Raw genomic sequence first — 20,510 nt, forward strand, 5'->3', positions numbered from 1 at the left:
TCAAACTCAAAAATTCATTCTATACGCCCTGCCCACGAGTTCCGAGTGATAGGCAGCAAGATGTCGGTTGTTAAACAACCGTTCATCTTGCCGTTTGCAGGAACGTCGCAAACTCATCGTTTTTGCAAAAATCTCCCGATGGCTTATTATTCACTTTTAGGGATTCTGGCAATTTTCTAAATAGTGAAGTTTTCTAAAATGCTTGGCAAATAGATTACAGTTTGTTCCCTAAGCGTTTCTTTGGCTGCTTTCCAATATGGATAAGCCAGTCATTTAGGTCTTTGTGGTTTTTATATAAGCTGCTTTTATCAATATATTTCGTACTCATTGAAAGTGCACGCTGGGTAAGATTTTGTCCAGTGGCATCCCTATCCAGGTACAGTTGAATCGCCTGATGTTTCTCCATAAAAGGGCGTGCTCTTTCAAAGAAGGAAACCGAATTTAAAACCACAATATCCTGACTATTTTCAGTAAGGTTTTTGTGGAGGGCTCTAAGAGATAAAAAATCGGTAAAACCTTCGAAAACTGCCACCTCTTTGGAACCACTTTTTATAGTGGTAATATCCTTGGGAGAACTGCTTGCTTTGAAGTAAGGATTACGTATTTCAAACCCGCCGGAATCATTTTTAAAACCAATTCCGTAATAGTTTTTCCCATTTACTTCATAATGTACTTCCCAGCAATATTGGGTTGCAATTTCAACAGGAATTTTTCGCTGTTTCAAATAGCGGATGAGTGCATACGAACTAAGCTCCACCTCTTTTAAAATTTTAAGTTGATGCTCAGGTTCATTTTCTCTTTTGGGAATACTTTTTAAGGGCGCTTGAAAAGAAGAACGACCATTCAGTTTGTTTAGAAATTCTCCAACCGAGCAGCCATAATGTGCAATCCCAAAATCGATCATATTCCCTCCCTTACCAAGACCATGATCATACCATCGGTTCAGCTTTCGATTAACCTTAAAAGAGGGTGTCTTTTCTTCCCGTAACGGAGAACGATACCAATAGTCATTGTTCCTGATTTTTGAAGGTTCATAACCTAACAAGGACAGGTACTGAACCATATCCATTTCTTTTGCTTCCGCAATGGAAAGTTTTTGTTTCCTGAAATCCATAACCACACATTTTCATCTTCACAATTCAGTTTACAGGTGTAAAGTTAAACAAGTGATATGGCATCTGTCTATCCTCTCTATATTTCGAATAGGATGGCACTCACTGTAATAAAAGATATTCAAGAATAAATTATGCTCTTTTTAAAACAGTAGTTTTAGGTAGCTCAACCAATTTATACCCCAAGAAAGAATAGGTTTCCTTCATTGTATGATACGTGGCAACTGCTTCTTCAAAAGTCTGTTTTCTCTCGGCATCATTTACATAAATAGCTTTCCAAGGTGGAGTTATAAAAACCGTAGTATTATATCGGTTTTCTTTCGCTGCCTGCCAAATTATTTCAGGAATGGAAATATTGCAAAGTTTTAGGTATCCAATGACATCTGGAATACCACGATCAAAAAATGTCAATCCACACTTCTCCGACACATTCTGAAAATCTTTGAGGGATTGCCGAAACATAGCCATTGCAAATCCTTTTTTGTATAGCCACGGTAAACGATTTCCATCTGTTTTAATTTCTTTTTGGATAATACTTCTACCGGTTTCTTCAACCGAATGATATCCCATAACTGAAAGCTGTTTTATCACGGAAGTCTTTCCCATTCCGGGACCTCCTGTAATAATAATAGCGTTTGATTTGTTTTCCATAGTTCTAATAATTATCTCCTTCATATTTTGATGAGGATGATTTCTTTTACTCTTAATACTTTTGTTATTAATGTTGAATGATTTAAAACGTGTGATGATGTTGACAACAAATGATGTAGCCAAAGTTTATGATACGATCTTAAGTATCCCTGGCATGAATGACACAGTGAAGATTGATTTGAGGATCTCACGTAAAAATTTGCTATTACTAAACCATGTAATTGAGCGTGGATTAGTCGTGAAAGATGATGAAGAAAAACGAAGGACTTTTATCCAATATCCCTGATGAAAACCTGGAAGAATTGAAAAGTATTGCCGGTCAATATCTCGAAAAAGCCGGACTAATTGAACTCAATGAAAAGTTGAATGAGTTAGGAAAAGGAAAGTAAAGTATTCAGGCTGGTTATTCGGATATCCAGCCTTCTTCTTTTCTGATATTCTGAACCTTGTTTGCTATGAGCCAATCTTCAAATAAAGAATCGTTAATTAGGAGTAAATTTAATAAATTCTCCTGAGGATGAGGATAGCATTAAGGTAAAATCTTTTGCTACGGTGATGTATTTGAGGAGTTCTGAAGCTGAATAGTGAAATCCGGGAAAATGTTTGGCGGTGGTTTTCATGTCAATACTATTTTAGATTAATGCCGCCGAATAAAAGTAAACTAGGCAGCAACTTATAGCACTGAGGTCTTAGGAAACCCAACAACAATAAGTGCGTCCACGCAATGGCATAAACGTTCTTCACTTGTTGTCCTGCTGTTATCAAAAGTTCCCAGCTTTCAGTGCCGGACTCAAAGCAAAACGCTTCAAGAATATTCTAACTAAGATAGCTGTTTCAGGCTTAGATGAAAAGGAAAATTTACACTTAATTATCTGAGCTATTTTGAAATAAAAATCTTCTAAGAATAAATAAATTAATGAAAATAAAAATACCCTCCAATTTAAGATTAATTTAAACGATCCAGGATTTTTATCATTTCGAAAAGGGTACCTCTAGGCTCAATTTTCCCGTCTTCCCAATCTTTAATTTCTTCAACAACACTACTACCCGAATATACTGTCTTGATTTCTCCACTAAACGAAAATTCCTTTTCTCCTTTTTTATTAAATAGCATATTTAAAGTTTCACAGCATTTGTCTGCGGTCTGCTGAGTATCAAAAATCAGGCTGGTCAAACGCTGTTTTTTGTAATAAATAATCAATTCTGCAACCGTTTTTTTATTTTCTTCCATCTTAATTTCTATTAAAATTTAACCTGATATATTCAACATTAAGTTACTTTAATCTTATTTACTTATTTCTCACAACTTTAAATTTAAGAACCTTAAATGCAGCTTTAGATGGTTTTAAGATTTTCAAAATCAATTCTGTCTGAAGAGCTGCTTTTTTACTTAACGATTACCAAACTATTTCAGGATAATCATCAAAATTTAATTCTTCTATATTACAGCCTAATTCCTTGGCCCTGCTTACCATATCAGACTTCCACATCTTATAGGCTGGCGAAAGTTGGGTATAAGCAATTAACAAATCTGGTATTCCGCGAAATCTTCTTTTTCCCGGTGTTTTGCTCAAATATTCTATATTAATACCCTGCAGCACTAAAAAAACCAGGTCATTATTTATATCAATTCTTTGCCCTATGAAATTTTGAATTTGTTGTGCGCCCTGCGGATCATAATCAAATAAGGCTTTTCTACAATTATATTCCAGGATATAGAGGTTTGCCTGATCCAGGGCATCCAACACTACATAACCTGCATTATAGCGAAGGACGGAAATTAAATAAAGGAAGTCTGTCCATAGGTATCTAAAGCCAAAGTATTCAACCTTATTCTCCGAATCAAAAACAAAATTTTCTTTCAACCTGGAATGCTGGAAAGCTTTACGAAGCTCATAAGCAAAGCCCATTATTATATCTGATTGCCCCTTCTCTTCCTTTTTATATTCATTTAGCCTCTCCCCTATTTTGTGAATGGTTTCATACAAGCTTGTTAAGTCACCGTAATCACCCCATAATTCTATTCCTGCCCCTTTCCTGGTTGGATTACTTTGAAACATAAATAAACATTTTAATTTTGTATTCTTTTTTTCAAATATCAGTATTTTAATCAATTTAGTATATTTAGTAATACCAAATTTTCAATAATTGTGGAAGAGCAGGGAGCATTTAAAGAAGTACAATTTCACGATGAATTCAGGAAAGAGATCATTGACAAATTACTTGAATTACACCGTCAATTAGTTTTACTCGAATACCTTGAAAAGGGATCAGAATGCCAGTTTTGAGAAAGATAGCGATTCTTCGTGAATTTTTTTGGAATTCAGATAATGAAGATCTTGAGTACATATATAATATGGAGAGGTTCATGGAAAAACTTAAAATTTATGAGTCATTCCCTAAATGGTCTTAACGAAAGCCATAGTAATACAAATTCAATAAATTTTTATAGCGTATTTTTACTATTTGAGCGGGTAAATATTTACACTGTTATTGCTAAGCCTTAAAATTTAGGGATTTCTCTGAGCAGGTCTATTCTTCTTAAAATTTTCAGCCTGTTCAAAGATTTCTTCATAAACCTCGTCTCGTTCCACCGGGGGATAACCGTGTTCGTCGAGTAATAAGATAAGCCCGACTTTTAAAGCAGATTTGATGTCATTTCTTTTGCTCCAGTCCGGAAATTTTGCCTGTTCATCCACCAAATCTTTTACTGCTTTTGAAAGCTCGATAAGCTTATTTTCAGGATATTGAAAGTCATATTTTATACATAGTTCTTTTAAAATGTCGTAGAAAGCTTTTTCCTCAAAATCAATTCCCAGCTTTTCCCCGGCCGAAAACTCTTGTTGTACCTGCCAGATAAGATCGGTAAGCTGTTCCGCCATTTCTTCATAAACTTCACTGCGTAATACATCTCCTTTCCGTTCATTATACCTGGAGACCAGGCCTTCCATCTTCCTGGAAAAATCAACTCCTTTTACCTTGTTCACCTTCTTTATCTCATCAATGGCCCTGACCAATAATTGCTGTAAAAGTTTGATTTTTGTATTGGGCAATTTGATTTTATCAATTTTTGCCAAATAATCTTCATCAAATATATCCTGCTCACTATTGGTTTGGTCACCCATTTTAAAAATCTCCTCCACTCCTTCACTTGCCAAAGCATTTTTGATCATTTCCCTTACTTTGGCGTTCATCTGGGCCGTGTCCGGGGCATTCCCTTTTGTAAGCTTAAAGACTATCGACTTTATAGCCAGGTAAAAATGAGTGTAATCGCGTTCTTCCTGAGTTAACTTTTCACTTCCCGCGCAAATATCATAGGCGGCTTTCAGGCGTTTCACCAAATTCATAAAGCGTGTTTCCTGCTCTTTGGTTTGCTGTACGTATTCAACGGCCTGGTTAAGGTTGTTCAATTGACTTACTGGATCACTCCGGAAATAATCGGAACTGTCAAATTTGTGGAAAATCCTGGCCAGTAAATCCAGGTGGTCCCTTACTATTTTCAGGGACCTTTCAATATCTTCGAAATTTTGCCGCTCACCCTTATTGTATTTGGCAAGTGCTAAATTCATTTGTTTTTTAATACCAATATAATCTACTACCAGTCCTTTGTTTTTACCCTGGAACTTCCGGTTTACCCGCGAAATCGTCTGGATAAGGTTATGCTGCTGGATGGGTTTATCAATATAGATACTATCTAAAAACGGAACATCGAAACCGGTGAGCCACATATCGACTACAATAGCAATTTTAAAATTCGATTTCTCATTTTTAAATTGACGGTCCAGCTCTTTCCGGTACTCTTTTGTACCTAACAAATCATACATTTCTTTGGGATCGTCTTTTCCCCTTGTCATGATCATCTTTATCCGCTCAATAGGCTTAAGCTGCTTCCTGTCTTTTTCGGTTAATTCGGCACCTTCTTCTGCTTTTCTGATCTTTGCCCACTCCGGCCTTAGTTCTATGATGTTTTTATAAAGGTCGTAAGCTATTTCGCGATTACTACAAACAAAAATTGCTTTTCCTTTTACGGTAGCACCTTCCTTCAGCCTTTTCTCATAATGCTGGACAAAATCTTCTGCTATGGCCTGTAAACGATCGGGATCACCCAGAATGGCATTCATGTTTGCCGACTGCTTTTTACTATCTTCCACCTGGTACTCATTGGCCCCTTCTTCCTCAGCAACACGATAATAGTCTTCAATTTTTTGTAATTCCCTATTTTCAAGGGCCACTCTGGCCGATCTTCCTTCATATACAATACGAACGGTGATCTCGTCTTTTACCGATTCTGTCATGGTATACTCATCTACTACTTTTCCAAATACATCTAAAGTAGCATCTATTGGCGTTCCGGTAAAGCCTACAAACGTGGCGTTAGGCAGAGAATCGTGAAGGTATTTGGCAAAGCCGAAAGTTTTCTGAACTCCTTTCTCAGTGATCTTTATTTTCTGGTCAAGATTGGTCTGGCTCCGGTGAGCCTCATCAGATATACAAATTACGTTGCTTCTATTGGTAAGTAATTCTGTGTCTTCCGTAAACTTATGTATGGTGGTAAGGAATACGCCGCCACTTTCCCTTCCCCTGATTCGTTTCCGAAGATCTGCACGGCTTTCCACACTTGCGATGGCATCATCGCCAATAAAGGCTTTCGCATTGGTAAATAGTGCCGCAAGCTGGTCATCCAGATCAGTCCTGTCTGTAATCAGAATAATGGTAGGGCTTTCAAAATGGCTGCTTTTCATTAAAAGCCTTGTCAAGAAAAGCATCGTATAACTCTTTCCGGAACCGGTGGCTCCAAAGTAGGTGCCTCCTTTTCCGTTTCCAGCCGGTTTCTGGGCTTTCTGAATATTCTCAAATAAAGCCCGCGCCGCATAATATTGTGGATAACGGCACACGATCTTTTCATCCTTCTTGGAGCTGTCCGGTAAATAAATAAAGTTTTTAATGATGTCCCGAAGCCTGTTTTGATGCAGCATCCCCTGAATAAGAGTAAACATGCTATCGATGCCATCAACGTCCCTGCCTGACGGCGAGGCAGGCTTTGTCAGTCCTGCGATTCTGCGCCAGGCATAGAAGAATTCGTAAGGGGCAAAAAAGGAACCTGCTTTGGTATTTACGCCATCGCTGATCACACAAAATGCGTTATACTTGAAAAGTTCAGGTATATCTCTCTCATAACGAACGGTCAGCTGAATATAAGCGTCATAAATGCTGGTATTTTCCTGAATTGCGGTTTTGAATTCGAAAACCACCACCGGAATTCCGTTAATATAAAGTATCCCGTCTGGAATACGTTTTTGGGTTCCGGTAATTTCCAGCTGGTTGACAAATTTATAAGTGTTTTTGTTCTCTGCGGAATAATCAATTAAATAGATCCAGATGTCTTTTTGGGAACGATCTTCCCGCTTTAGCGAAAAACCATCCGAAAGCATTTGCATAAACTCTTTGTTGCTTTCATAGAGGACTGAAGCCGGAAGGGTTTTGAGCCTAAGAATAATGGATTCCACTTCATTTTTGGTGATCTCGTTTTCCCGGTACCTTGTCATCAAAAATTTCCGAAGGTCACTTTCAATGAGCACTTCATCTTCCTTTCGGGATATGCTGCCTCCCAATTGATGCTGATAACCTTCCTGTTCCAGCTGCGTGGCAAAAACGCTTTCCAGTTGTGCTTCGGTAAACTTTTTATTCATTCCTGCCTGGTTTATTGTAATTTTTTCTGGGCTATACGTTCCCGCGCTGCGACCAGAGCGTGATGTATTTTTTGTTCCAGTTCTTTTTTTGGTGGCAACTCTGTCCAGTATTCGGCGACCATGATCCCGTTTTTGTCCATTTCTAAAAGTTCTATTTGTTCTGAACTGGCTTCAGCACATAATATTAACCCGATAGGGTATTCTTCCCCGTTTTGTTTTTCGTATTTATTAAGCCATTTAAGGTAAAGTTCCATTTGCCCTTTATATGCCGCTTTAAATTTGCCTATTTTCAATTCGACGGCTACCAGCCGTTTTAATTTCCTGTGATAGAAAAGCAGGTCCAGATAAAAATCTTCCCCGTCTATGATCATTCGCTTTTGGCGTTCAATAAAAGCAAATCCTTTCCCGAGTTCCAGGATAAAATATTCCAGTTCTTTTAAAATGGTGGCTTCCAGGTCATTTTCAAGATAACCTTCTTTTAAACCTAAGAAATCCAGGAAATATGGGTCTTTAAAACTATGTTGCATGTCTGTGCCGGAACGTGACAACTGACTGTTGGCAATTTCTTTGCGCTCAAAAGCTTTTCGTTCTATTTGCTTCCGGGTTTCCCTTACACTCCAGCCTTCTTCTGCTATCTGGCGAGCATAAAAATTCCTGGTTTCTTTGCTTTTTATGGGGAATAGTTCCACAAAATGGGACCAGCTTAATTGTCTTGATAGTGAACCCACGATTTGAATATCGGGATAGATCTCGGCAAATTGCATCATTCTTCTTACATTTCGGGTCCCAAAGCTATTCCCGTAACGCTTTTTTAATTGTGACGACACCGTTGTCACAATGTTTTTGCCATAATCTGCCCGTTCATTTTGCAGGATTTCCTCATTTATACGTTTGCCTACCTCCCAAAACACCAAAGTCATGGTACTGTTTACCTGTACCGCGATTTGGTGTTTCCCCTGTTCTATAAGCTGACTTAGCTCTTCTACCAGGTTATGTTGTAGGCTATTTTTATTCATGTTCTATTTATCTTGTGCTATAGGAAAGCGGTTAGATTATCATTGGATTTTATAAATATGGTTTATTTTCTAAAGGTTGTAACTTGAATAAGATCTTTTTTTGGTTTGATTTTAGATATCTTGCCTTCTTGTTTTAGATATTTAAAAAAATTGAATAAAAGGTCAGATTTTTCAAAGTATGGCATTGGACCTTTTTCATTTAACTCTTTAAAATTTCCTCCTAAAGAAGTTAAAAATTCATTAATGAACTCTCTATTGAATAAATTACTCTTTCGGTTAAATATATAAATCTTATTATCCAAACTTAAATTAGATTCTAGTAATACACTGGAAATTAATTTTATAGATTCGCTGAAATTTGAATCCTCTAAGATCAAATTACCAAGCGTAGTTAAGCTCTTACTATCAGAAATATAGATGGATTCATCCAAATTTTCTATTAATTTTTTCTTATTAGAAATGGAGAAATCAGAATGCCCTAATAAAGAATTCACATCTTCTGCATTCAAACGTATTTCCCTAATTAAATCAAAGAAAAAAGTTGTGTTATTTTCAATTAGCGTTAAGTGTAGCGGTTTAAAATTCTCTCTTAAACGATTATAATTTTTAATTGTAAAAGAGAGTTTATCTTTATTTACTAAAGATTTTACTTTATCATAATGGAGAGATTCAAAGTTTAAATCCTTAAAATTTACTGGAAAACTATTTAAATATTTTTGATAAAAATCTAAACTTACATTTTCATTAAGAATAAAATTTCTAATAAACTTTTTTAATTCATCATTTCCACTAGGTTTTAATTTTTCTTCTATTAATTCTTTAAAATTGTTTTCACTATTAAGAAATTTATTTAGGTGGTCTTCAAACTGACCGTTTGTTTTGTTATAAAAATAAAGTATGTTCTTCCAACTAGGAATTAATTTTCCTTCTTCCAAAATAAAATGTATCATTTCTTCTGATATCAATTCATTTGGATCAATAATTTTAGTGTCAACTTTTTTAACGACAGCTTTCCTATATTGTAAAGTCACATGATCATTATTTAGAAGGCTAATTAAAGTATCTTCTCTTTCTTGAGAATTTTCAGGTATTTCTAAAAACACATTTTTCACATAAGTATTAATATAACTTTGAATGTATTCAATTAAAGAATCACATTCTGAATTTAAAATAGCTGAATAGTTACTTTTATTAAATTCGTCTTGACTGAAGTTTCCAAAATTTTTCATCATCAATTCAATCATCGGAATATTTATACCATAGTGGTCATTCTCATAAATAAAATCTTTCACTTTTTCTGTTGCGCCAGTGAAGTCCACATTTTGAAACTTAATTTTTAATTCCTTTATTATTTGTATCAGCTTCTCAACATCAAAAATTAAATTCAGGAATTCAGAATTAGTTTCAATGTCATTTTTTAGTTGTGATTTCTCTGAAATTATTTTTAAATCATCAATTTCGGCATAATTTAAAATCAGTTTCAAATATTCGATTTTTTCATCTTCATCAAGAGAAGAATGATTATTTAAGGAATTCCAAATATTCGGCCACCTTTTACACAGTAAATAAATAAACTTCTCTATTTTTTTTCCAACTTTAATATAACCTCTAAAAAAATTAACTGAAATTTCAGATTCATTAGCTATAAGGATAAATGTCTGTTTTTTTTTCTCCGTAAAATCATCGTTTTCAATTAAATGATCAACTAAATCATAGTTTAAGATTACACTTTTTTGAAATTCATACACTCCGATTTCATTTATTAGGTTACTTAAATTATCCAGATGGTAATCAAATTCGGTTTGATCTTCATTTCTAACATTTGATAAGAATCGAAAATCCTTTTCAGAAATACTGCCGGGGTAGAAATAAGATATGTAATCTAAGTAATCTTCAGCAATATATCCCTCTCTCAAAAACATTGATATAAGTTGCTCCTGTTTACTCTTTGATTCTAATAATATTTCTTTTTGATTGATTAAATATTTAATTTTTTTACCCCTGACGGATATTTTATCCTTTTCTAATTCTTTAATTTTTCCTCTTAGATTTTCCAGTTCATCTGAACTCTTTTTTTGGATTAGTTTTTTCTTTTGCTCGTAAGATTCAAAATCATCAACTTTATCCTCAATTTCCTGAAAACTTATTTTTTTACTTTGTGTATAATTAGCTTGATAATAATATTCAACATTATTTAATTTTATAAGCTTTTCGAAATTATCATCCTTTCGCATTTCTGAAAGTGGTATTTTTTTATTTTCAATTTTAAATGCACTGAAATCCTGAAAGTTATTAATATATTCTAAAAGATAAATACTCTTTAACTGGTCTAACGTTTGTGGGAAAATTGTGATTATTTTTTCAATCTCATTCTTATATGCAAGAAGTTTCTGATCAATTTCTTTAAGTTTCGATTCTAACCATTCTTTTTTATTCTTTGTTAAAATTTGAAACAAAAGTCCTTTTCCTTTGGCTAATAAAACAAAATCTTTTGGATGCTTATTTTTATAGACAATTATGGCAAAAAGTTTATCTAAAAATTCGCTAGTATGTATTTGATAGTAGACATGAAACTCATTAACAATATTATAAAGTAATCTCATATCGTCTATGTAATAAGCAATCTGGTTAATTAGATCTGATGAAATTTGATATCCCAGATTCTTTACTGCGTTAGCTAATTGCACATTAGAATTTGAAAAATTAATTACGGGTATAACTGGAATTATAAAATCGAAAAATTTTACTCTATCATCATCAGTAAACATTTCATCCCTAACAGCATACACAAATACCACCTCACGATTAATTGCTTTAGAATTATTAATAAGTAGATTGATTTCTCTAAGTTTAGTGAAAATTTCTGTTTGTTGAAAACGATCCAAATCTTCAATAATAACCACATTGTATTTTGTTTCCCCAAAGAAGTATAAAATTTCATCCAAATGATTATTGAGTATAGATTTGTCAACTTTTTCCGCTACCTGTATTTCAATATTTTGGAAATTTAGCTTACTTATTGTAAGCTTTTGGGCGAATTCTATTATACGCTGAAGAAGAAGAAAACAAAAAATTAAGACGCCAATAGCTAATAATCCTTGCAGTATATTGCCAAACCAAGCTTTTGGCTCAGGAAAATTCATTAAAATCCTAAGTGAATGAAAATTAAAAAAGATGTAAACCGTGAAAATAACACAAAATATTAACCATGTAGTTTCCTTTACTTTCTGTGGCTTTAAACTCTTTACTTTTTTGAATCGGGAATCAGGTATATTATCAGACTCTTCATGATAAAATATCTGTTGAAGAATACTTAACTCTATTAATCTCAGCTGATCATTTTTTGAAAGCTTGTCACTATTTATAACTTCACTCCTTAAATGGGCATATTTATCATCGTCATTTTTTTTCTCTTCTTTAAAAGTGGCTAAAGATATATTTAAAAACTCAAACTTATTTTTTCTCGTTTCTTGAAAAGTTTTGAGAATACTGCTTTTACCGGAACCATAAGTTCCAGTTAATGCCACATTTTTTATATCTTTTTCTTTTCTATTGGTTAGAGCCCATTCAAGAGCATCACAATAGGACTTGTGTTTCTCAGAATCTATTACAGGTGATAGTGAATGAAATGGAATGTTTGCTACATTCTTATTTTTATCTACTGTAATTTTTTCTGTCATTCCTTGTAGTTTATGCTAATTTATTTTCTTCTACCCTTGCCATTTTTGAAAGGAAAAGACTTTGAAGTTGATTTAAATATCTAATTTGCAAATTTTTATCGTCTATTGAATTTTGCAACGGTGTAACTTTTGAATTAAATTTTTCAATTAGATTACTTCCTTTTCTAGGCAAAGGAAATTCCATCCTTTTAATATCTGTTATAGGTAATTGTGGCTGAGCAGATCCAGATAAATGATTCATAATAAGATCTTTCATTTCCGCACTTTTCATTTTCGTATATAAAAAGAATGAAATCTTCGGATTTCTTAAAATCACCATTCCCGAATTAATCCTAACATTTTCAAAATCTAATTTATCATTGTAGTAACCTATATTCCCAACCGTACCTCTAGTGGTCATCACAACATCTTTTCTTTTTAATTTTCCTTTTCGCAGTAATTCATCCTTTTCTTTATTCACAAAGCTATTATTACTAAAATCAAAACCTGATTTTGTTACATTTCCAGCATTTAAAAATAGGCAATAACCATCATCAGAGAATTCCTCTTTTTTCGGGTAATTTTTCCCTCTATCTCCATCTTGGATATCACAAATTTCATCAATGCTACTTGCGATCCACCCCTCCGGAATCTCTCTATCCAGCTCCTCATTATAAATCAGTTTCCCACCGAAAGATTTATAAGGCTTTCCTTCTGTATTAGGAAATTCAAAATCAACAAACCAATGTTTATAAAGTGCCTGGGCGGTTTCTTCCAGCTTTTGGTTTATTTCTTCATTTAATTTAATACGGTTTTTAACCACATTATATTCCCTTGCAATTTCCCGTTGTTTTTCTATGGAAGGGACAGGGAGTTCAATACTACAAAAGGCATCCCAGGCTAAACCGCCTCTCACATCGGCATCTGTGTAGAACCAGGCATTTCTATCAAATTCAGCACGACGAAACCACATCATCAAATATTCAGGTAATAATATAGAAGGATCCTTGATTTCAAAGACATCATAAGCAGGTGAGACAATAAAAGGTTTTTCTTTTTCTGAAAGTGCGACTGGAATTCTATAATCCCTGCCAACGTGCATTCGGTTACAGGCAAATTGCCCAGGTTCAACAATTAAGTACCTGGAGAGATTAGTACCTACAACATTGGCTACTGAAGGCATAAAGAACTTATCTATATTAATACCCAAAAGTTCAGAATATCTATCCTCTGAATTTCTGACCTTTAATTTTTGGATGTAATCGCCTATAGGCCTATAGTTTGATGGCATACCCCAGCTCTTTAAAAACGTCCAACAATTCCTTTTTAGAATCCTCTTCCTGTTGTAGTAAATCGGTGAGTTCCGTTTGTAAACCTGCCATCTTGGTGTCAAAATCGATATTTTCATCGCGGTTTACAAATTCGATATACTTGCTGGGCACCAGGGAAAAGTCTTTCTTTTCAATATCGGCTTTAGTAGCACTGTAGCAATATTCCGGGATATCTTTATAATTCGTGTCTTCCTGTTGCCAATCGTGGTAAGTCCTGGCAATATCTTTAATTTGCGTTCCACTAAACTGGATAAACTTTTTCTCAAACGGCTCTCCATTCTGCCGCAAATCCATAAAAAGCACTTCTTCATGCCTATCTCTATAATGGCGTTCTTCATCTCCAATAGAACGGGTATGCGCAGTTTTATTTCTATTCAGGATCCAAACGGTTACACTTATATTGGTGGTATAAAACATATTTTGTGGCAGGATAATAATAGCTTCCACCAGGTTGTTTTCCACCAGCTTTCTCCTGATTTTATATTCTTCCCCGCCGCCAGAAAGCGCTCCGTTGGCCAGAATAAATCCGGCAACCCCGTCATCTGATAGTTTAGAAACCATATTCAATATCCACCCATAGTTTGCATTGCTTTTAGGAGGCACTTCATAACCCTGCCAGCGGGGATCATCGATTAATTCCTGCGGCCCGCGCCAATCCTTTTGGTTAAATGGCGGATTGGCCATAATATAATCTGCTTTCAAATCTTTATGCTGGTCATTGCTAAAAGTATCGGCCGCTTTATCACCCAGGTTCGCGGATATCCCGCGAATGGCAAGGTTCATTTTGGCCAGTTTGTAAGTAGTATTGGTGTATTCCTGGCCGTAAATGGAAATTTCCCGTTTGCTCCCGTGATGGCTTTCGATAAACTTAATAGACTGCACGAACATACCACCGGAACCACAAGCCGGGTCGTAAATAATCCCTTTATAGGGTTCGATCATTTCCGCAATAAGGTTTACAATACTTTTTGGTGTATAGAACTCTCCCTTTCCTTTACCTTCCGCCAAAGCGAATTTGGATAAGAAGTATTCATATACACGCCCCACAATATCCTGGGATTTGTCTTTTTGCGTGTCTATTTTATTGATGGTATCCAAAAGAGCCGATAATTTACTTTTATCCAGTCCCAAGCGGGAAAAATAATTATCGGGCAAAGCTCCCTTTAGAGAAGGGTTGTTCTTTTCGATCTGGTTTAAGGCAGTATCAATCTTTAAGGCAATATCGTCCTGTTTCGCATTTTTAATAAGATAATTCCACCGGGAAGTTTCTGCCAGGAAAAAGACGTTCTTCATATTGTAGAAGTCTTTCATCTCAAGGTACTTTTCTTTGCCTTCGGCAATAAGTTCCTCGCGGCGCACTTCAAATTTATCACTGGCAAATTTCAGGAAGATAAGCCCCAGTACTACGTGCTTGTATTCAGAAGGTTCAATGGAGCCACGCAATTTATTGGCAGCATCCCACAGACTTTCTTCAATCGATTTTTCTTTGGTCGTTTTCTTTTTGGCCATTATTAAGATTCGGGTATGAAGTAATTATTGTGCTTCCGAAGTAGGGTAGGGAAGCTGTGGCAATTTAGTAAAAATCTTTCTAATGTTAAAGGATTCTAAAGGTTGAGACTTAATGAGCACCTGTAGGCCGGTCATTGCTTGCTCGGCATACTATCGGCAGTTGGCGGAGTTTGGGACACGCGTTTGTCGATTTAGTATTGGTTTGTTGGTCAAGTTAACTGTTTCCTATCTACCGTTGCCGATTATTTGCGATTACCCGCCTTTGTTGAAAATTGGCTTGTCCTCGATCTTGTTTAGAATTTGTTTCAAAATGCCAAAGTTAATCTGATTTCTTTTAACGTAAGAATAGGTTTGTGGAGGCATAAAAGTAGGGAAGGCTTTTTTCAAATGTTTTAACTCAATGGAAAATTTTGAGAAGTTTCTTATTTCTTTCAATTCAATCCCAAATGCATTTTTATTAGTTTTATAATAGGACTTAAATTGACTCTCTGAAACACCAGTTTTTGAGCCGTGATTATTCCAAAAATTTACGGGATTGTCTTTGATTATCTTGTTAATTTTACAAATACCCCATAGCTCTTTTACCGGGGAGGTCACGTAAATTAAAATGTAATCTTCGATATCTACTTTTTTGGGAGCTGATTTTCTTAATTCAATAGTTTTCTCACCTCTCAAAATTTTCTCGGCAAACTCTGGTTTAACAGAAATCAGAAGTATATTTTCTGGAGAAATTTTTTTATTCATTACAGCAACCCTTTCTTATAAATCGCAAGATACGTTTCAGTTTTTATTTTGGTTGGTGATAAAGGCATAAACTTCTTTTCTTCTTTTGTTTTTAATAATCCTTTAATGAATTTTAGATCTACAGGTCTTTTGAAAAGTTCTGTATCCGAGAACACAAAAGCCATAATCTTTCCATTTTTATCTATGGTCTTTTGAATATCTTTCCAATTATAAATACCCAATTGCTTAAATTGTTTAAATAGCTTTTTAGCATCATCGATAAAGATTTCGTCTATGTACGAAACAGCTTTAATATGGCCTTTTTCCTTTGTTATCGGGTTTTTGCTTATATACCATAATATTCTTGCAGGAGCGCTTAAATTTCTTGAAGATGATCTATAATAAACATTTTCTCTATTTAATAAAAGTTCATTTTTAGACTCAAACAAATGTAGCTTTTCATTGGAGCGGTCATTGAATAATTGCTCTGCCCAAACTGCTTTTATCGATATTATAAAAGTAGGAATATCGAGATCTTGGATTTTTAATGGAGATAAATGTCTTTCTAGGTTATATTTTTTTTGAAATTCATAATTTTCATCCCCTGGATCCAAAATTAAACTATCTTCAATTTCTTCATATTCCATTTCTGAAATCAATTCTTTTATATTTCCAAAATCAATTATTTTTTGAAGGTTAATTTTCTTCCATTTTTCTTCTGTTTTTATAAATCTAGCTTCCTTTAGAGAATTGGATAATTCCTCATCTATGTATACTTCTAAGATTTCAATCAAAGATCTATTTTCATTTGTGGATGTCAAGATTGCTTTAAATAATAAATGTTTAGATAAAGTTATTCTCAAGCTATTATTTAGGAAACGGAAAATTGGTATCGACAATTTCTCATTTTCACTACGGTCAAAAATTACTAAAGCTAGTATTTCTTCAGATTTGGATATTGTAATTAACTCATATTCATGTGGAGATGATAAAGCTTTCCTGATTTTTTTTTGAAAGTGATTAATTTTTTCATCCGGTTTAAGAAATTTCCTCGTGAAATAATCAATATTATCACTTGTTATTCTTTGAGACTTTATATTAGTGCCTATTAGTCTCTGAGGCTTATATTTGGAAACTTGAATATTTTCGTCCAAACGTGTTATAAATTCACTAGGGCGATATATTTTTAATTCATACTTAGTGAAGAACTTTTTGCTTTGTAAAAGTTCTTTGTCTCTTGTAATGAAGAATTGTGCGCCTCCGATAATTGAATACGCTAAATGTTTTAAGTCTGATTTATCATTCTTACTTATAGCAGGAAACTCATGTTCAAGTTTTTCAAGTATTTTTTTAAACTCTTGTTCTTCTTTGAAAGGTAACTCTGTAAAATAGTTTAATAATTTTCTACTGCTTTTCTTTATTTCGCTAGAATTCCCTCTATTTATCTCATTATGAATTTCTCTTGTATAATAAAGTATTGCCTCACTTAATAACCAATCACTTTTTAATGCTAAGCTTTCTTCTTCTCTTTCGTCTTTAATATCCAGAAAAACGTTCATATCGATTACTGCTACGATCTTATTTTTTAATTCATAATCTGAAATTTGGGATAAAAGGTCATTATGATGGTGAGGGTACCACCAAACGGTTAGAGCCAACTTTTCTTTACCTCTACCAGGTTTTTCTTTAATTGGTACAAAATTGAGACTTTCCCATAGACGATCAATTTTATAGTCATTTCTACAGCTAAGTCGGATACCATCATACTGTGTAGTATTTTCTTTTAAATGTCTGACAAGCTTTGATGCAGTATTTCCTTTTCTATGTTCTTCTGGTATGCATAAATGAACTATAGTAACCTTATTATACGACACTCTGTATAAAATATAACCAATTAATTCTTTAGAACCATTTGGATAAGCCCCGATTATTTTTCCTTCTCTCGCATATTTTGCAAATGCAGAATGTGGTAAAAAACCAAGTGTTTTAGAATTTTTATCTCCAAGAGCAACAACTTCATTATAAGCTTTTGATTTTGGATTCTTAATTATTTTAAATATCAAGTATCGGTTAGTTAAGATTGTGGTTATAAAACTACAATTTTTTTAAACTTGTAGCCAAAGGTTTCCATTATCGCCAGTTCTCGGAGGGATGCGGTCTTGTCGGATTAACCTATTATTTCTTAGTTTTCTAAATTACATTTTTTCGTCAAAACCCGCTATTTGCTATAACCGATGTTGGCAACTATATTAATTTATCCCAAAATTGAATAGCATCGGTTTTTCAACAACTTCATAAAAGGTTTTATCTTTTTCCTTTACTACTTTTAAAAATTTTATTTCTCCGCCATTTAAGTCCTTTATGAGTTTATCTTCGAAATCATTCAGATTTTTTTTGGTAAGTTGTCTTTTTGATTTTTTTAAGATTTCTGAAAGAGTAAATTTTTTACCAATCATATCTTTCTCAATTTTATTTTCGATTGCTCTGACAAATTCATCATAAGTATCTACCATAGTTTCAACTTTCCCTTTCATAATTTTATCATTAATGAAAAGGTTGGTAAGTAGATGATTAATGATTCCTAACAGTAAATATAAATGTTCCTCTTTGGGAACTTCCATTTCGTGGAGAGCGTCATTTCCTAAGAATCTAATGGAATGTAATCTTTTAGATTCGGATGTTGTTAAATGTCCATTTTTACTAAGTCCATCTATTCTTTCCGCTAAATTGTTACCAGAAATTTTTAAATGATTACAAATTGCTTCTATTATCGCTCTTAATCCGCCTGCTGTTAATATGGAAGAATTTGCTTTAAAAGCTGATATTGTTTCTGAATAGATTAATCTAATTTTTTTCGGTAAATGATGTTTATAATAAATTTCCTCCCCTTTTTTTAAATAGGTAGGATATACTGTTTTCTCATCATAATATTCTTGTTCTCCATACGGTCCTACATGATTGAACATTTCGGTATCTCCGTATGTTTCTAAAAATGAAATATTATCACATCCATTACATTTAATTAATGAAAATTTATGGATGTACTGAAAATCACTTTCTTCTTCACCACCGCGTTCTTCTATATTGTGTATTTCAGTATGATTTCTATCTCCTTTACAAACTTTGCAAAAAACTTTATCCTTCATATTAATATTGTTACTAACGGTTGGGCTATGGTTTCGTTGCGTGAAAATCCGCGAGGATTTTCCGCCGTAAACCGAAGATAGCAAATTTGCGAGGACTTTCCGAGAGGAAAGTCAGAAGCAATGAACTATAGCCGGTGTTGTGCTACGTTATTTTTTGAATTTCGGGTTTTGCTGCAACAACCACCGAAACAATTGTGTTATTATATTCCATTGCTGAAACCAAAAAAAGTGGATTCTCGCAATCAGCTTTAAATTCAGTCAGCTTATCCTTTTCTAAATCAAAGTATGCCAGTTTAAATCTAAAAATGTCACTATGTCCAGATTTATCCCAATTTCCTAATTTTTCGATTTCTTCTAAAAAAGTAAATCCTAAATCTAATTTCCTTTCATCGTGTCCGTCCGAATAAACGTCTAATTTATATTCGTCAGATAAAGGTTCATTTTTAGTCAGATAGTAAATTCCTTTGAAATTTTTTTTATGAAGTTGGTCTAAAATATTTACACTAAATGAAAATGAAATTCCATCATTTTCTATGTGCATTTTTTCGTCCAGCGTCTTTTTGTTTGATAGAAGTTTTTTAACCGACTTTTGGGTCAATTCCGATTTGTGCTTTTCTCCGTTATTTAGGATTCCGATTACATCTCTTAATTCATCGTCAATTTTTGCGTATTCCTCGTTGCAAGTCCTGCAAGCTGGAACTGTTTTTCTCTGATTTTTATAGTCAATTGGATATCCAACGAAAAATGCTTTCGCTGGTATATGTTCTTTTGTCCGATTAGATTTTTCTAAATCAGACATTGGAATTCGACAATTATAGCATTTTTTCATAATGTAGCACAACTCGTAATTTCCATATAAAAATAATTATTTATTATAATTATTTCCTGGATATCAACACTATAAATATACTAACCTCGCGTATAGAAAAAATACGGTTTCCCGTAAAATGAAGAAAAAACGGATAATTATAATCAGGAGAAATCAAACTCGGGTAGATTACTATTTACTCTTTTTATTTAGAACCTCAGCAAATTGATCTACTTAACATATAGTCCAGTAAATTTGCTTATTGTACCCCCCACCTTCAACTATAGAAATTAAAGTAAAAAATCCACAACAATTTATTTTTTTGCATACATTTTCTTTCCTCCTATTTCTTTTGATATCAGATCTTTTGTTAGAACTAACCTTGAAAGAATTACAGAAACAGCAGCTGAAGTTGTTTTTACATTATAATCACTTTCAAGTTTTATTTTAACATCGGCTGCACCTCTATATTCAGAAAAATAATTGGCTTTAATAAAATCTCTTATTCTATTAGTTAATCTAGTTTTTTCCACTCTGGCAGGAGAGGCCTCATTTCGAGATTTTAATTCCATTGGAAAATCAAAAATAATCTTAGGATGTATATTAATGGCTTTGCAGATTTGAGTAAAATAAGAAATTGTAGTTTCATTTCCTGATTCAACATTCCTAATTGTATAAGCTGAAAATCCTGTCTTTTCAGAAACATCCTTAATTTCTAATTTCATTTTGAGTCTTTGGGTTTTCAACCTTTTTCCAAGCTCTTGTAACAATAATTTATCGCGATAATTGGCCATAATCAAATTGACCAAAAGTTTTAACAACAAAAAATACATCAAATTATTTTTTTGTTGTTAAATAAAGTTCT

General features: G+C 33.8%; 16 protein-coding genes. 1 reads left to right on the plus strand and 15 read right to left on the minus strand.

The annotated features are described in order from the left end of the window. Positions 1-214: 214 nt before the first annotated feature. A complete protein-coding gene (locus ZPR_RS16215; protein WP_013072828.1) occupies positions 215-1,114 on the minus strand; it encodes a toprim domain-containing protein in 900 nt (299 codons plus the stop codon). A gap of 130 nt (positions 1,115-1,244) precedes the next feature. Beyond that, positions 1,245-1,787, minus strand: coding sequence for an AAA family ATPase (locus tag ZPR_RS16220; protein ID WP_083759783.1), 543 nt, complete (start codon positions 1,785-1,787; stop codon positions 1,245-1,247). Positions 1,788-2,008: 221 nt separating this feature from the next. Between ZPR_RS16220 and ZPR_RS23755 the strand changes: the two genes are divergently transcribed. Then, the gene (locus ZPR_RS23755; protein ID WP_013072830.1) at positions 2,009-2,152 is read left to right on the plus strand and encodes a hypothetical protein; all 144 of its coding nucleotides are present in this window, start codon (positions 2,009-2,011) and stop codon (positions 2,150-2,152) included. Between the two features lie 93 nt (positions 2,153-2,245). Here the strand turns inward: ZPR_RS23755 and ZPR_RS23460 are convergent, their stop codons facing one another. The 13 genes from ZPR_RS23460 to ZPR_RS16285 all read right to left on the minus strand — a co-directional run bounded on the left by ZPR_RS23460 (position 2,246) and on the right by ZPR_RS16285 (position 20,370). Further along, the gene (locus ZPR_RS23460) at positions 2,246-2,383 is read right to left on the minus strand and encodes a hypothetical protein (RefSeq protein ID WP_013072831.1); all 138 of its coding nucleotides are present in this window, start codon (positions 2,381-2,383) and stop codon (positions 2,246-2,248) included. A 326-nt stretch (positions 2,384-2,709) separates the two neighbouring features. Then, complete coding sequence (locus ZPR_RS16230; protein ID WP_013072832.1) at positions 2,710-2,994, minus strand: hypothetical protein; 285 nt, start codon at positions 2,992-2,994, stop codon at positions 2,710-2,712. A 166-nt stretch (positions 2,995-3,160) separates the two neighbouring features. Beyond that, positions 3,161-3,823 carry a DUF6904 family protein gene (locus ZPR_RS16235; RefSeq protein WP_013072833.1) on the minus strand — a complete coding sequence of 221 codons (663 nt, stop codon included), beginning with the start codon at positions 3,821-3,823 and terminating at the stop codon, positions 3,161-3,163. A 450-nt stretch (positions 3,824-4,273) separates the two neighbouring features. Further along, on the minus strand, positions 4,274-7,453 hold the full coding sequence (locus tag ZPR_RS16240) for a type I restriction endonuclease subunit R (RefSeq protein ID WP_013072835.1): 3,180 nt from the start codon (positions 7,451-7,453) through the stop codon (positions 4,274-4,276). 11 nt (positions 7,454-7,464) lie between these two features. Next, a complete protein-coding gene (locus ZPR_RS16245; protein WP_013072836.1) occupies positions 7,465-8,469 on the minus strand; it encodes a PDDEXK nuclease domain-containing protein in 1,005 nt (334 codons plus the stop codon). Positions 8,470-8,531: 62 nt separating this feature from the next. After that, on the minus strand, positions 8,532-12,149 hold the full coding sequence (locus ZPR_RS16250) for a YobI family P-loop NTPase (protein ID WP_013072837.1): 3,618 nt from the start codon (positions 12,147-12,149) through the stop codon (positions 8,532-8,534). Positions 12,150-12,159: 10 nt separating this feature from the next. Next, the gene (locus ZPR_RS23055) at positions 12,160-13,419 is read right to left on the minus strand and encodes a restriction endonuclease subunit S (protein ID WP_041579018.1); all 1,260 of its coding nucleotides are present in this window, start codon (positions 13,417-13,419) and stop codon (positions 12,160-12,162) included. After that, the gene (locus tag ZPR_RS16260) at positions 13,403-14,968 is read right to left on the minus strand and encodes a type I restriction-modification system subunit M (RefSeq protein ID WP_013072839.1); all 1,566 of its coding nucleotides are present in this window, start codon (positions 14,966-14,968) and stop codon (positions 13,403-13,405) included. The genes ZPR_RS23055 and ZPR_RS16260 overlap by 17 nt, the downstream gene beginning before the upstream one ends. A gap of 252 nt (positions 14,969-15,220) precedes the next feature. After that, positions 15,221-15,712 carry an ASCH domain-containing protein gene (locus tag ZPR_RS16265; RefSeq protein WP_013072841.1) on the minus strand — a complete coding sequence of 164 codons (492 nt, stop codon included), beginning with the start codon at positions 15,710-15,712 and terminating at the stop codon, positions 15,221-15,223. Then, the gene (locus ZPR_RS16270; protein WP_013072842.1) at positions 15,712-17,754 is read right to left on the minus strand and encodes a PIN domain-containing protein; all 2,043 of its coding nucleotides are present in this window, start codon (positions 17,752-17,754) and stop codon (positions 15,712-15,714) included. Before ZPR_RS16270 ends, ZPR_RS16265 begins: the two co-directional genes overlap by 1 nt. A gap of 186 nt (positions 17,755-17,940) precedes the next feature. Then, positions 17,941-18,837 (minus strand): DUF4145 domain-containing protein, encoded by an 897-nt coding sequence (locus ZPR_RS16275; RefSeq protein ID WP_013072843.1) that lies wholly within the window; start codon positions 18,835-18,837, stop codon positions 17,941-17,943. Positions 18,838-18,979: 142 nt separating this feature from the next. Further along, positions 18,980-19,636: a hypothetical protein gene (locus ZPR_RS16280; RefSeq protein ID WP_013072844.1), complete on the minus strand. Its 657-nt coding sequence runs from the start codon at positions 19,634-19,636 to the stop codon at positions 18,980-18,982. Between the two features lie 323 nt (positions 19,637-19,959). Continuing rightward, positions 19,960-20,370: a hypothetical protein gene (locus ZPR_RS16285; RefSeq protein WP_148211754.1), complete on the minus strand. Its 411-nt coding sequence runs from the start codon at positions 20,368-20,370 to the stop codon at positions 19,960-19,962. Positions 20,371-20,510 lie beyond the last annotated feature (140 nt).

This window comes from Zunongwangia profunda SM-A87 (assembly GCF_000023465.1).
In the GTDB taxonomy this organism is placed as follows: Bacteria; Bacteroidota; Bacteroidia; order Flavobacteriales; family Flavobacteriaceae; genus Zunongwangia; species Zunongwangia profunda.

Bases quoted from the DNA above. Each gene is read 5' to 3' on its own strand.
- ZPR_RS16215 (WP_013072828.1), bottom strand. From the start codon at position 1,114: ATGGATTTCAGGAAACAAAAACTTTCCATTGCGGAAGCAAAAGAAATG.
- ZPR_RS16220 (WP_083759783.1), bottom strand. From the start codon at position 1,787: ATGAAGGAGATAATTATTAGAACTATGGAAAACAAATCAAACGCTATT.
- ZPR_RS23755 (WP_013072830.1), top strand. From the start codon at position 2,009: ATGATGAAGAAAAACGAAGGACTTTTATCCAATATCCCTGATGAAAAC.
- ZPR_RS23460 (WP_013072831.1), bottom strand. From the start codon at position 2,383: ATGAAAACCACCGCCAAACATTTTCCCGGATTTCACTATTCAGCTTCA.
- ZPR_RS16230 (WP_013072832.1), bottom strand. From the start codon at position 2,994: ATGGAAGAAAATAAAAAAACGGTTGCAGAATTGATTATTTATTACAAA.
- ZPR_RS16235 (WP_013072833.1), bottom strand. From the start codon at position 3,823: ATGTTTCAAAGTAATCCAACCAGGAAAGGGGCAGGAATAGAATTATGG.
- ZPR_RS16240 (WP_013072835.1), bottom strand. From the start codon at position 7,453: ATGAATAAAAAGTTTACCGAAGCACAACTGGAAAGCGTTTTTGCCACG.
- ZPR_RS16245 (WP_013072836.1), bottom strand. From the start codon at position 8,469: ATGAATAAAAATAGCCTACAACATAACCTGGTAGAAGAGCTAAGTCAG.
- ZPR_RS16250 (WP_013072837.1), bottom strand. From the start codon at position 12,149: ATGACAGAAAAAATTACAGTAGATAAAAATAAGAATGTAGCAAACATT.
- ZPR_RS23055 (WP_041579018.1), bottom strand. From the start codon at position 13,419: ATGCCATCAAACTATAGGCCTATAGGCGATTACATCCAAAAATTAAAG.
- ZPR_RS16260 (WP_013072839.1), bottom strand. From the start codon at position 14,968: ATGGCCAAAAAGAAAACGACCAAAGAAAAATCGATTGAAGAAAGTCTG.
- ZPR_RS16265 (WP_013072841.1), bottom strand. From the start codon at position 15,712: ATGAATAAAAAAATTTCTCCAGAAAATATACTTCTGATTTCTGTTAAA.
- ZPR_RS16275 (WP_013072843.1), bottom strand. From the start codon at position 18,837: ATGAAGGATAAAGTTTTTTGCAAAGTTTGTAAAGGAGATAGAAATCAT.
- ZPR_RS16280 (WP_013072844.1), bottom strand. From the start codon at position 19,636: ATGTCTGATTTAGAAAAATCTAATCGGACAAAAGAACATATACCAGCG.
- ZPR_RS16285 (WP_148211754.1), bottom strand. From the start codon at position 20,370: ATGAAATTAGAAATTAAGGATGTTTCTGAAAAGACAGGATTTTCAGCT.